Here is a 12,969-nt window from a genome sequence, read left to right as displayed (position 1 = left end):
TCCACCGTTGCCTCAATAAATAAACTCCTGCTACAAAACAATCATTTCCTCCATTTTTGATTCAACTTTTTTTATCACGACTTTATTATAACCTGAATATTGTCTTGATAGAAAAACAGGGGAAAGGCTTGAGGGATAAGGGTTTTCCCCTCTCTCTCGTTTTCCTCTCCCCCGTTTTATCAGGTCTTTATTCGATTTTTAGCACGGGTTTATTATGAATAGCATGGGTTTATTGTGGGGTTACAACCATTCCTCACCATCAAAGCCACCGATTCTACGTGCACGGTATGCGGGAACATATCCACCGGCTGAACCTCCACCGTCCGATACCCGCCATCCTCAAGGATTCGCAAATCCCTCGCCAATGTGGAAGGATTGCACGACACATACACTACCCGCTCCGGCTTCATCTCCAGGATCGTCTCCAGCAGGCGCGGGTCACAGCCTTTGCGGGGCGGATCAACGACGATGACATCGGCTTCGATGCCCTGCTCTTTCCAGCGCGGAATGACGTCTTCCGATGCGCCGACCTCGAAGGTCACATGTTTCATGCCGTTCAATTCAGCGTTGGCGCGGGCGTCTTCGATCGCCTCTTTGACGATTTCCACACCGTAGACACGATCGGCATGCTGGGCAAGAAACAGCGAAATGGTGCCGATCCCACAGTAAGCGTCAATGACGGTTTCGTGGCCGGTCAGTCCGGCGTACTCCACCGTTTTTCCGTACAGCACTTCTGTCTGGACCGGATTGACCTGGTAAAAAGAACGCGCCGAAATCGCAAACTGCACATCGCCTATATAGTCATAAATCACGTCACGTCCCCACAGGACACGGGTCTCGTCCCCGAAGATGACGTTCGTTTGCTTGGTGTTCACGTTCTGGCAGATGCTGACCACGTGCGGGATTTGCTCCCGGATCAGGCCGATCCATGCATCGGAGTGCGGGATATCCCGGCCATTTGTCACGAGCACCAGCATCATTTCACCCGTGCGGAACGCCTTCTTCACGACGACATGGCGCAACAATCCGCGCCCGGTCTCCTCGTCGTAGGCGGTGACGCCGAGCTGACGGGCGATGGCCTTAACGCGGCCCACCACTTCGTCGTTATGCTCGTGCTGAATCAAGCACATTTCCATATCGACGATACGGTGGCTGCCGCGGGCGTAGAACCCGCCGACCAGTGCGCCGTCCGTGACGCCGACGGGCACTTGAGCCTTGTTGCGGTAGCGCCAAGGCTCGGCCATGCCCAGCGTCGGCAGCACGGTGATGCCAGGGCCGCGCTCAGCGGCATCGGCATCTTCGTCCGCACCCGCCGCCGGCCCCGGCTCGCCCGCCACGTGCAGCTTGCCGATGCGCTCCAGCGCATCGACTACATGCTGCCGCTTCCAGGCGAGCTGCCCGGCGTAGCTCCAGTGCTGCAGCTGGCAGCCGCCGCATCTGTCGTAGATCGGGCAAGGCGCGGCCACGCGATCCGGGCTCGCTTCAAGCACGTCAAGCAGCTTGGCATAGCCGTACTGCTTTTTCGTCTTGAGCACCTTGACCCGGACCTTTTCGCCGGGAAGCGCTCCTTGCACAAACAGTGTATAGCCCTCGGCCCGTCCCACGCCTTCCCCGTCGTGGTTCATGCCGATGATGTCGATGACGACCTCGTCATTTTTCGCGACCGGCAATCCCGCGATTTGCGGCTCATTCCTATTCTCCCCGCGCTTCCCTATCCGCCCGCTCTCCGTACGCTTCCCTTTCGAATCCCGCCACGCCTGCTTCTGCCTGTTTTGCCCCTGCTGTTTCGCCATTCTCTTTGCCTCATTTCTTTCCGCTTTAATTCCGCGCCTGCTTTACTCTCATCTTAACCGGAACTTGCCCGTTTCTATCCAGCCGCCTCTAACCGCACAAACTTCCATCCGCACAAAACCCCCGCCGACAGGCAGGGGATCAGCAACACTCGAACCTATTCACTTCAACTAACTGGACTGTAGATCAACTAACTGGATTTTATACATCTAATTTCGCAACTTACGCGTACATGAGCTGATTAACTGGAAAACCTACATCTATTTTTGTGAAAAAAGGACGTTTGCGCTCGGACCCCTCAATTTAGCTGTAGGTTCTACAATTAATGCTTCACATTTAGCCGATTCTCGAAATTACCTGTATATAATCCAGTTAATTATCGGTCGGCACATGAGGCAATAGGGCAAACCAGCCGGCCAATTTACATCATCGGCTACAGCGGATAACCCCGGGATGAGAGCCTTCTCTCATCCCGCCCATCTAGCTAGTTTAACTAACAACGAGCCACACCCGCCGGATATTAGCCACTTTCGATGAACGAACGCCTTATAACTCCAACAAACATTCCCTAAGCAAAGATCCGCAAATGCTGCGGCAGAATCTCGAACACGCCAGGCAGCTCGCCGCCAAGCTCGCCGTCGAGATTGAGCAGCACGTTGTCCGGCGAAGTCACTTCCATCCGCTGCGTCTTGAAGTAGACGACGTGCGTGTCATTGAAGTGATCACCGCGCAGCGCCATCGTCACCAGGCGGATGAACTCCGCCAGGTTGCATTTCTTGACGGCGATGACGTCAAGCAGGCCGTCGTCGATTTGCGCGCCCGGGGCAAGCTTCTCGAAGCCGCCGACGGAGTTGCTGTTCGCGATCAGGAACAGCATGAACTCGCCTTCCATACGATCATGGCCTTCGGCATCAATGATAAGATGGGTCGGCGACAGGCTGGCCATTTTCTCAATGCCCTTCATGTAATAAGCCAGCTGGCCGATCAGAGTTTTGAGCCGGCTCGGCACTTCATAGGTCAGTTCCGTCAAAGAGCCGCCGCCGGCAATATTTATGAAATGGCGTCCATTTACCTTGCCGATATCGATCGGACGGGTTTTATTCTCAATTACCAGATCGCAATAATCCTCCCAGCGCTTGGGGATCTTCATCGCGCGGGCGAAATCGTTGGTCGTTCCCAGTGGAAAAATCCCCAGCGGAGGCAAGTTATCCTTGCCGGCCATCCCGTTCACGACCTCATTCAGCGTGCCGTCTCCGCCGGCCGCGATAATGATATCATACCCGCGATCCACGGCATCCGCCGCTTCGCGCGTGGCATCCCCTTCCCCTGCCGTAGCATGGCAGGAGGTTTCAATTCCGGCCTTATCCAGCCGGTCGAGTACGTCGGGCAATAGCCGCCGCATCTCTTCCCGTCCGGATGTCGGATTATAGATCAACCTAGCTCTCTTCATTCCATTAACGCCACCTATTATCCGCATTTATTTATATATGTGTATTTAACCTCTTATTGACTCAATGTCTTCATTATATTCAATATTTGCCCTAACATCCAGCGAGCGAGAAAAGGATGCGGCAGCAAGGCGTCCCCGGAATACCGGAAATCAAGGCCGGTAAGCCTGGATGGAATCGCGGTCTTCGTAAAATAGCCCGCGCTGAGGAAGAGCGGCGCCACAATGACCTCGAAACCCCGTTCCTCATTCCAATAGCTTACCTTGCGCCTTACGCTGTCAGGATTGAGCAGCGCATAATCGGCATCCGCGAGCCCGCTGAGCTCTCCCGTTCGGGCTGCCAACGAGGAAATGCCCCGCTCCCAGCGCTGACGGAAACCGTCGTGAATGCTGCCGTGTCCTACAAGCAGCAATACTTCCCGCTCGGGCTCCCGCGACAAATTCTTCACCTTATCCCAGATCATTTCGGCGATCACAGGGTCGTCATCGATCGGATCACCAAAAAACACGCGAGCGGAGCAACGGAGCCGCTCCATGTCGGTCTCTTTCTCCGGCGTGTTCTTAACGCCAAGGGCAAATGCAATTTCATCAATATGCGTACTCCCGGAGGAAACGAACAGAGGGATTACGATCAGATCGCTTACGCCTAGAGCTTCCAGGCGATCAATGCCATCCTGAATCAGTCTGCCTTCCACCTTTTCCAGAAATGATGCCTCTACCGGAACATCCTGCGGCAGTCCGGCCGTCGCTGCTGCGACGGCCTCATCCACCAGAATGACCCACTCCGGGTCAGGCGAGCCATGACTAATGACTAATACGCCGGGTTTAAAGGGCATGTCCGCCTGGTTAAAAGAATCCATCATTAACGTCCCAAACGGTCCAGCGTCATTTTGTAACCGTCATTGCCGTAATTGAGGCAACGCTTGACCCGGGAAATCGTTGCCGTACTGGCGCCGGTCTCAGCCTCAATTTGGTTGTACGTGTTCCCTTTGCCGAGCATTCTCGCAACCTCAAGACGCTGAGAGAGCGATTGAATTTCGTTGACTGTACATAAATCATCAAAAAAGGTATAGCATTCCTCGATGTCTTTCAGAGTAAGAATGGCTTCGAATAATTGATCAATCGTTTTATCATTCAACTTCTTAAGCTGCACTAGATAATCATCCCCTAATGTTACTGTATCCACAATCCCATTGTACCCGAGCCGAGTCCCCATTTTCAAGCATTAACGGTTTCACGCATCACAGAAAGAACGCCCAAATCCGGCAATCGCCTATCGAATCGGGACATTCGTCTATACGCATTCGCCTCCGGGCACATACAGTGTAGTAAACAAACGCCTATCAAGGGCGGGTTCAACGGTTCAATTTTAACCAAAATATTAATAAAGGAAAGTGATCCAATGCCACATTACCAATCTCCTCACCGGAGCGCAGCGCCGTCTTCTTATCCATACAATGACATTTACCCGGGGATTACCCCTTATGACGCCACGGACTTACCGCTAACTGCCGAAGCTTCCGCATTTGCTCCATTCTCGCCGGCCGCGGGAAGCTCATTGACCACGCTTCCCGCTGCAGCGGCTGCGGATACAGCCACCAAAGCTGCATCCGGATTCTCCCTCGCCAATATCGGCGGCATGATCGAGCGATTGGGAGGAATCGAAGGTATTCTGGCCACGATGGGCAAAGTGCAAAAGGTCATGCAGACCGTCCAGCAGTTTGCGCCTATGGCCAAAATGTTCGCAGGACTTCTTCCCGGGGGCAAAGGCGCGAAGCTGCTGGGCGGGTCCGGAGGAAAACTCGATGAGTATAAGCCCCGCCGCAAAACCCGGGGCAAAAAAGGCCGCAAGAGCACTTCAGGCTCCCGCAGCCGCAAAAAAACAGGCAGACGCCGCCGCTAATTTCCGGCGGCGTCTTGCTTTATTTGAACCAGCCCCGCTTCAGGAAGGCAAAAATCATCCAGATGCTGAGCAGACCCATCAGACCCAGGACGGCAAAATATCCGTATCGCCACTCCAGCTCAGGCATATACGCGAAGTTCATCCCATAAATGCCTGCGATCAAGGTGAGCGGCATAAATACCGTAGTAATTACGGTAAGTGTCTTCATAATCCCGTTCATCCGATTGGAATTCAACGAAATATAAGAGTCGCGCAGATCCGCAGTCATTTCGCGATCGGTCTCGATCATTTCCGCCAGCTTCAACAAATGATCATGAATGTCCGCAAAATAAGCGCGCGGTTCTTTCTCCCCTTGTATATGCTGCGAATTCAAAATTCGGTACATCAGATCCCGCATCGGAACAATGGTCCGGCGCAGCTTAAGCAGCCGGCTGCGAAGATCAAACACCTGATTCATCAGCACTTCTACGGATTCGCGGCTCCCCTGCTTTTCCAGCTCGTCCAGCTCGTCCTCAACCGCATAAACACAAGGGAAATATTGATCTACGAGTGCATCGATAACCATATAAGCCGCCACAAAAGGTCCCCGTGCCCAAGCCTTCCGGTTCTGCGCCCGGCCCGCCAAGCTGTTCCATACATCATCGATTTCCTTAAGTCTCCGGTGATGGAACGAAACCAAAACCTTGTCCCCGATGAATAAGTTCACTTCTTCCGTATTCAAGGTTTCGGGATCCAGGGCATGAAGGACAAGAAATTCATAACCCTCGTAATAATCGACCTTCGGTCGCTGCAATACATGGAGGCAATCCTCAATCGCCAGTGGATGAAAATGAAAAAAATGATCCAGCTGCTCCGCTTCCTCCGCACTCGCCTCGTTAAAATCCACCCAGCTCCAGCCGTATTTCGAATCTCCGATCGACTCGAGCGGAATGCCCGTCTCCACTTTATGATCATGCGTAATACCCATGGCTCGGATCATGCCGTCTCCTCCTCCCTGTCTCCTCTTCAATATATAAAGAAAAGCCAACCCGGTCAGATTGGCTTTCGTGTCTTAAGCTTGATTCATTAAATTAGAACAACACCGTGTAAATTAGTCCTGCCAGCACAGCCACGATTGGAATCGTGATTACCCAGGCAATAACGATCCGTCCAGCCAGCGACCATTTTACGGCCGAGAACCGCTTGGCCGAACCTACGCCGAGGATAGCCGAGGTAATGGCATGCGTTGTACTAACAGGCAAGTGCAGCAATGTTGCTCCGAAAATAACGGAAGCACCGGTAATATCGGCGGCAAAGCCGTTAATCGGTTCGATTTTGAAAATTTTCGTACCCATCGTTTTGATGATCTTCCAGCCGCCGATCGAAGTTCCGAGTGCCATAGCCGTCGCTGCGGAAAGCTTGACCCACAATGGAACTTCCATATGGTCCTGGTATTTGGCCGTAACCAGCGCAAAAGTGATGATCCCCATCGCCTTCTGAGCATCGTTCGTCCCGTGGGTAAAGCTCTGAATCGCCGCCGTGATGATCTGCATCGTCCGGAAGCCTTTATTGACCGTATGCGGACTACGTTTGGCAAAGACCCATTTGAGTATCATCATGACGATGTAACCAATGACAAAGGCGATCAACGGGGAGAATATCAATCCCTCGAGAATCGTAGTAAAACCGCTCCAGTTCAATTTCTCCGAGCCGGCTCCGACAAATACGGCACCGGCCAGAGCCCCGATCAAAGCATGTGACGAAGAAGAAGGAATCCCGAACCACCAGGTAATCAGGTTCCAGATGATCGCCGCGAGCAGCGTTGCAATCAGTATCTCCAGCCCGTTATCCAGCTTGGCGGGGTCCGCCACACTGCCGCCGATCGTTTTGGCCACGCCGGTAAACATAATAGCCCCGAGAAAGTTCATGACAGCCGCCATCATGATTGCGGTCCGCGGCTTCAGTGCCCGGGTAGAAACTGAAGTCGCGATCGCATTCGCCGTATCATGAAATCCGTTGATGAAGTCAAAAGCGAGCGCCAGTATGATAACGATGACAATAATTAGTAGACTCGTATCCATATCTTTTTTGCACAGACCCTGGTCTCTCTATATCTGAATCCGCGCAATCCCAACCTCCCGAAAATCGATTGTAAACCTAAAAGTCTGGCTTAACTTATGAATTGCGCATGATAATGGATTCCAGCATATTCGCCACGTGTTCGCACGCATCTGTCGTCGTTTCAAGACGCTCGTAGATCTCTTTCTTCTTGATCAGAACGATCGGATCCGTCACTTTCGCAAACAGCTCGTTAATGCAAATTCTCAGCAGCTCATCGCCTTGATTCTCCAGGTCATTCAGACGAATCGTATATTCGCGAATGGCAAGAAGCTTCTTCTGGGACAGCAAATGAATCGCTTTTTGAATTTCGTAAGCCGAATTGCGCAAAATTTCCGCAAAGTGGATGATATGCTCGTCCGGCTCATTCAGATGATACATATAAAAACGGGATGTCGTCGCTTCCAAACCATCCATGACATCGTCCAGCGTTGTCGTCAGGTTCATGATGTCATCACGTTCAATGGGTGTAATAAACGTTTTGTTCAATTCGACGATAATGGTGTGTGTGTATTCGTCGCATTTGGACTCAAATTCCTTCATTTGCTTAGCAAATTGAGCCACATCCTTAAATTCCGTTACCTGCTGGGCGAAATAGTCCGCCGAATGGACGATCGTATCGGCCATGTTCTCCAAAGTTTGGAAAAAGATATCCTTTTTCTTCACTCGCATCTGAGTTCCTCTTTTCTCTACGTGTAATTTTTACACTCCTAACACCTGTAACACACCTGAATATTCTATCACAACTCGTGAGTTTATAGGAAATAATGTCGCAAACATTTCATCTTCATTTGCTTATATTTACCCTAACTTTCCCATTCTTATCCTTAGTTCCCCATAATTCAACACGGCTATCAGACTTTGCCTGCTTATTCCGTCTTCACATGACTGTCGAAATCCGGTTGATTCGGCACCACATTGAAATAAGTAGTCCCGGGAACAAAGGGAACCTCGACATTATCCTTCACGAAGCGGATGACATCGTCCGTGCGATGTATCCATTGCCCGCGGATAGCCTTTCCTTGCTGGAACAATATGGCTTCACCTCCAAGATTGAGGTCCACGGCCAAACGGCCCACGTCGTCGAGTACTTTATGGTCCGCGCCCAGCACAACAACATTGGCAGCCGTTAAAGTCTCTCCCGTGTCGAGATCGGTATGCGGGCTTCCGTTAATGTACCTTTTATATAATTTAGTCTCCGTATCGTACTCATAAGTCACCTTGTAGTTGTCCAATTGGAACTTGATCTCTATCGATCCCACCGGTTCCCCTTCAATCGGGTCGTCCTTGCCCCGGAACGTATAGCCGGGAACCTCCGTATCTTCGGTGGCGTATCCCCGTTTGGCCGCGCCCTCCAGCAGCTTCTCCACATTGGAGTATAAATTGTGCGGCGCTTTCCGCGATTTATCCCGCCAGAAATAGGCTCCCGCATTCGTGATCTCGTCCAGATCCTCCTTATGCTGGCGCTGAAGCACGGCATAAGCGTCGTTGCTCGCCCCTGCATGTACCAAAACTCCGTGATAACTCTCGCCAAGCTCGATCATGTACGGGCGAATACTGCGAATGGGTCCGATTTTAGCCTCATCCGCATTGCTGTGAAAGATCGACACCAGCCGTGTCACCCCGCCCTCGGCCAGAACTTCATAGACGATATCGACGCCTGACAGGCCGGATTGGGGCCTTGCGGCCGGGGCATTATTCACCATGACCGCCAATGGACGCCGGGTCAAGGGTTCAACCAGCGGCATGCCCGTTAGCGGAGCCGTAAACGCGGAGCCTTCGGTTTCCGCAGGCTCGCCGGATGGCTCATTATTTTCACTGACAACCGGTACTGTAGACTCGTCCTCGGGAAGCGAGCCCCCTTGCTTCTGACCGCAGCCTGCAAGAAACAACAAGCCTGCCAACAACACCAGGAAAATAAACCTGGTTCTCGTGATGGATAATTTCATGATTCCTCCGTATAACTATGTATTACCTCCATTATACGTCGAATAAAGTCATGGCGAAAAGAACAATTGTACGAGATTGGCAAGAAATGTCGGGCATTTATTACAAATTTTAATTATAGTGTAGTTATAAGAAAAGGAGGAGATGTCCAAATGTTTGTTCATTGGTTGAGGAATAATGTGATCGCTTCATGGCTGCTCGCCGTGATCCGGATCTATGTGGGATTCGAGTGGTTGACTTCAGGCTGGGGTAAACTGACCGGCGGTTTCGACGCCAAAGGCTTTCTGACCGCAGCGATCGATAAGAGCGGCGGTGAACATCCCGCCGTCCAAGGGTGGTGGGCTTCGTTTCTCGAGCATTTCGCCCTGCCTGGCGTAGGACTGTTTAATGTGCTGGTCCCCGTAGGCGAAGTACTGGTCGGACTTGGCTTGATACTGGGCCTATTCACTTGGGCGGCGGCCTTGTTTGGCATGATCATGAACTTCGCGTTCTTGTTCTCGGGAACGGTAAGTACGAATCCGCAGCTGCTTCTGCTGCAAATTTTCATTGCCGTTGCGGGTGCGAACGCCGGTCGGATCGGGCTCGACTATTATGTACTCCCTTATTTGCGGCGGGTGTTTGGCCGCAAACGCGTTACCGGCACTTTCCCCGGCAACCGGTAAGGTAAGTAAAGGGCCAATTGGATCGGCCCTTTACTCCAGGCTGCCGAACCTCCAACAGTTCAGGCTGAGGCTGCCATACTCATAGCCTTGATACAATTTAAGGGCCTTGCGGTCATGATCCGCGGCTCCCATGGCATAGAAGAGCGGGGCGAAATGCTCCGTGGCATAAGACGGAACGGCTTCCCTTACATGGGGAGCCTTTTTCTCGTATTCAAACAAGGAACGAAGATTCCATTTCCCCAGCTGTTCCCCAATCCAGTCGTCAAAAAGAACGGCCCAGGACGCCGGGGCCGCTCCCTCGCGATCCAGGAGACGCAAATTGTGAACAAGCCCGCCGCTGCCGATGACTAGTACATCTTCATCGCGCAGACCAGCGAGCATTTTACCGATGGCATATTGTTCGGAAGGCGAACGTTTCGAATCTACGGAGAGTTCCACTACGGGTATGTCTGCATCCGGAAACATGGCGCGCAGTACGACCCATGCCCCATGGTCTAGACCTCTGCCCGAGACGGGCCGGAATGGCAGATTGCAAGAGCCAAACAATGCACCGATTTCCTTGCTCAGTTCCGGTTGGCCGGGAGCCGGATAGCGAATGCTGTACATTTCTTCCGGAAAGCCGTAATAATCGTGAATCGTAGCATGAGTTTCGTCTTCAGTGAGAAGCTGGACGGAGGAATCCCAATGCGCCGAGAAAATAACGACCGCCCGCGGGCGTTTCAGCGTCTTCTGTCCCAACTGCCGAAGAAAATCAATGTAATCATCGTTTCCGATAGCCAGGGTCGGGGACCCATGGGCTATAAACAATGCAGGCTGAGCCATTTATCCGGCCTCCCGTCAAAGCGAATGGTATACTTCCATTTTATCCCTAAAGGAAGCCATTTACCACTTTCACGGAAAAAACCGTCTAACTTTTTCATTTCTCACGTCATACGCGAACGCTCAGATCATCCAATGCTGCCAATTGCTGTTCGCGGCTTCCAAACCGCCAAGCCATTCTCTCGTTTTCCGAAGCAGTTGTTCCCGGGTTTCTCCGGAAGAATACGTGTGATCCGCCTGAAAAATAATCTCTTTGTCGCAGCGGCCTTCCTGACGCATCCAGAACACTTTCTGATAGAGGAACGCATAATCGGCCGGGATGGTATCATCGGATGTACCATGGATGACCAGCACGTCTCCCGTAAATTTGACCGCTTCCTGAAACGGCTGATAGGTGCCGAGTGATTCGAAAAACACAGGGCTTAAGCCATATCCCAAATAATCGGCAGTGCCATGCTTAATTGCCTCATCATACACCTTGCGTCCGGTAATTTTAACAATATCGCTGAACGGATACCCGACTGCGGACCAAAGGATCAGGTTCTTGACCCGCCGGTCCCGCGCTGCCGTAAGCAATGCGACCGCTCCGCCAAGACTATGGCCGATCAAGGTTACCCGGGTCGGATCGATATCGCCGATGGAAAGGGCGTAATCAAGCACCGCCCTTGTCTGCGCGATCATCGAATCGATCCCTTCCCGTCCGTATTCGCCGCTGCTCTCCCCGCATCCAATGTAGTCGAATCGGACGACGAGGTAGCCCTCATTCGCCAGGTCCCGCGCAGTCTTGACGAAGAGCCGGTCCACTCCGATCCGGCTACCGACGAAGCCGTGGCAGATGACAACGAGCGGAACCCGGTCCTTGCACCGTCCTGTTTTCTTGTCCTGAGCCGCATAATGAATGCTTGCCGCAATCTGTTCTTCCCCGTGATGGATCGTAATCTGCCGTTCCATGTCCAGTCCCTCCGTCCGCAATGCTAATTGAGAATTAATTAATGTTATATTAATCCGATGAGTTTAATATGAATTGATATTAAACTCATCTTAGCACCGCTGCTCTGGAGTGTCAATCCTTTCCTCACTCATAGGACTGGATAAAGTACATCCGGGTTTGTTCGGTTCCCTCCCATTGATTTGTAAAGAGGCTGTCCTCAGGACGACCCGCGTCCATCGACATCCCTTGATCATTGACGGAGTCCACGGCCTCCTCTTCACTCACCACTTCCTCCAGGCTTCCCCGGGAATGACTGTTCAACAAAAATCTTCGGGTCAGTTCAGATTCGTATTTGCCCATTCGTCCATTACCTCCTTTATCTTTTGCTGTAGTTTCGGCGGAGCCGGAGTCTTTTTATTCCTTGTTCAAAAAATAGACAACCTTGGTTACTGATTCTCCGGTCATACATGGAATTATCCGAACGGTAAGGTATAGCCATTTCCGTAGGCCCTTGCGGAAGTGACAAAATTTGCAGTATACTACTGGAGAAAATCGGTAAATTAAAAGCAAAATGGGAGAATCAATCAGGATTTGCACAGGTTGGGAGGAGAGGAAATCATTGTACATTCATGAGATGATTCATGAAACTAAAACATTAAGACAACGAATGACCCCGGCTAACGAAGCCTATTTTGGGGAAATGGTCATGTACATCCGATCCGGTTCGAGTTCTTTGACGGAAGCAAAGGGAGAAGAAGTACTGTTGGGCTTGGCCAGACAAATCATCAAGAATCAGGACAAAGGCATTACCGCCGCAGAGCTATTCGGAACCGACGCAGCCGCCTACTGCGAACAGCTTGTGGATGATGTCAATATGCGTAAACCGCGGAGCACCAAAGATAAAATCAAATACTATACGATGATCCCATGGGTTGCTTTAACCTGGGTCTTCTTTATTTACATGATCACCGGCTTCTTCAGCAAATGGTTTGGCGGAGAGCTGGAATATACCCTGATCAGCAGCGCTTCGCTCCTTCTTATTGCCGCACTTTCCATCGTATTAATGGAATTGGTCACCCGTTTTCTCGGCCCCGGCTCCAGAAAGAGCGAGCAGGAGCAAACCGCCGCCCGATCGCGCAAATTTGATCCGAAAGCGTTAGGCGTGTACCTTGCCGTTGCCGTCGGCCTGGTCGCCATCGGATTGCTTTTGGGCCGGATCATGCCATCCTTTACCGTGTCGCCTTGGGATAGCTTAATCATCTTCGTCATCGGGATTCTCGGGCAAAAATTCATTTTCGGACGACGGACCAAATCATAAGCAAAATAAAGGCCGGACCGGGACATGCTCCATACGCATGCTTCGGCCGGCCTT

Annotated in this window: 14 protein-coding genes; 3 read left to right on the top strand and 11 right to left on the bottom strand. The window is 51.8% G+C overall.

The features are described 5' to 3' along the window. Positions 1-212: 212 nt before the first annotated feature. From rlmD to KJS57_RS09630, 4 genes are all read right to left on the bottom strand, one after another. Complete coding sequence (rlmD, locus tag KJS57_RS09645) at positions 213-1,793, bottom strand: 23S rRNA (uracil(1939)-C(5))-methyltransferase RlmD (RefSeq protein WP_213654596.1); 1,581 nt, start codon at positions 1,791-1,793, stop codon at positions 213-215. A 566-nt stretch (positions 1,794-2,359) separates the two neighbouring features. After that, entirely contained in the window at positions 2,360-3,241 is an 882-nt protein-coding gene (locus KJS57_RS09640) for a diacylglycerol kinase (protein WP_211022929.1), read from the bottom strand. Between the two features lie 53 nt (positions 3,242-3,294). Continuing rightward, positions 3,295-4,098: a sirohydrochlorin chelatase gene (locus tag KJS57_RS09635; RefSeq protein WP_244861467.1), complete on the bottom strand. Its 804-nt coding sequence runs from the start codon at positions 4,096-4,098 to the stop codon at positions 3,295-3,297. A gap of 2 nt (positions 4,099-4,100) precedes the next feature. After that, positions 4,101-4,391 carry a YerC/YecD family TrpR-related protein gene (locus KJS57_RS09630; protein ID WP_091230469.1) on the bottom strand — a complete coding sequence of 97 codons (291 nt, stop codon included), beginning with the start codon at positions 4,389-4,391 and terminating at the stop codon, positions 4,101-4,103. Positions 4,392-4,640: 249 nt separating this feature from the next. On the opposite strand from KJS57_RS09630, the gene KJS57_RS09625 reads away from it, so the two are divergent. Continuing rightward, positions 4,641-5,141, top strand: a complete 501-nt coding sequence (locus tag KJS57_RS09625) for a hypothetical protein (protein WP_213654595.1) — start codon at positions 4,641-4,643, stop codon at positions 5,139-5,141. 19 nt (positions 5,142-5,160) lie between these two features. Here KJS57_RS09625 and corA read toward each other — a convergent pair whose 3' ends face one another. The 4 genes from corA to KJS57_RS09605 all read right to left on the bottom strand — a co-directional run bounded on the left by corA (position 5,161) and on the right by KJS57_RS09605 (position 9,187). Beyond that, on the bottom strand, positions 5,161-6,120 hold the full coding sequence (corA, locus tag KJS57_RS09620; RefSeq protein ID WP_213654594.1) for a magnesium/cobalt transporter CorA: 960 nt from the start codon (positions 6,118-6,120) through the stop codon (positions 5,161-5,163). A gap of 91 nt (positions 6,121-6,211) precedes the next feature. Beyond that, the gene (locus KJS57_RS09615; RefSeq protein ID WP_211022932.1) at positions 6,212-7,201 is read right to left on the bottom strand and encodes an inorganic phosphate transporter; all 990 of its coding nucleotides are present in this window, start codon (positions 7,199-7,201) and stop codon (positions 6,212-6,214) included. A 94-nt stretch (positions 7,202-7,295) separates the two neighbouring features. Continuing rightward, positions 7,296-7,910 (bottom strand): DUF47 domain-containing protein, encoded by a 615-nt coding sequence (locus KJS57_RS09610; protein WP_114498688.1) that lies wholly within the window; start codon positions 7,908-7,910, stop codon positions 7,296-7,298. Positions 7,911-8,107: 197 nt separating this feature from the next. Beyond that, positions 8,108-9,187 (bottom strand): DUF3048 domain-containing protein, encoded by a 1,080-nt coding sequence (locus tag KJS57_RS09605; RefSeq protein WP_213654593.1) that lies wholly within the window; start codon positions 9,185-9,187, stop codon positions 8,108-8,110. Between the two features lie 150 nt (positions 9,188-9,337). On the opposite strand from KJS57_RS09605, the gene KJS57_RS09600 reads away from it, so the two are divergent. After that, on the top strand, positions 9,338-9,847 hold the full coding sequence (locus tag KJS57_RS09600) for a DoxX family membrane protein (RefSeq protein ID WP_211022934.1): 510 nt from the start codon (positions 9,338-9,340) through the stop codon (positions 9,845-9,847). Between the two features lie 30 nt (positions 9,848-9,877). Here KJS57_RS09600 and KJS57_RS09595 read toward each other — a convergent pair whose 3' ends face one another. From KJS57_RS09595 to KJS57_RS09585, 3 genes are all read right to left on the bottom strand, one after another. Beyond that, entirely contained in the window at positions 9,878-10,669 is a 792-nt protein-coding gene (locus tag KJS57_RS09595) for a dioxygenase family protein (protein WP_211022935.1), read from the bottom strand. A gap of 120 nt (positions 10,670-10,789) precedes the next feature. After that, positions 10,790-11,617 (bottom strand): alpha/beta hydrolase, encoded by an 828-nt coding sequence (locus KJS57_RS09590; protein ID WP_213654592.1) that lies wholly within the window; start codon positions 11,615-11,617, stop codon positions 10,790-10,792. Between the two features lie 124 nt (positions 11,618-11,741). Beyond that, positions 11,742-11,957, bottom strand: a complete 216-nt coding sequence (locus KJS57_RS09585; RefSeq protein ID WP_211022937.1) for a hypothetical protein — start codon at positions 11,955-11,957, stop codon at positions 11,742-11,744. A 259-nt stretch (positions 11,958-12,216) separates the two neighbouring features. Here KJS57_RS09585 and KJS57_RS09580 point away from each other — a divergent pair, with 259 nt between their 5' ends. Next, positions 12,217-12,915 (top strand): DUF1129 family protein, encoded by a 699-nt coding sequence (locus KJS57_RS09580; RefSeq protein ID WP_211022938.1) that lies wholly within the window; start codon positions 12,217-12,219, stop codon positions 12,913-12,915. Positions 12,916-12,969 lie beyond the last annotated feature (54 nt).

Source organism: Paenibacillus vini, from assembly GCF_018403325.1.
In the GTDB taxonomy this organism is placed as follows: domain Bacteria; phylum Bacillota; class Bacilli; order Paenibacillales; family Paenibacillaceae; genus Fontibacillus; species Fontibacillus vini.
The sequence above is the reverse complement of the archived record's forward strand: the minus strand, read 5'-3'. Positions and strand labels throughout refer to the sequence as shown.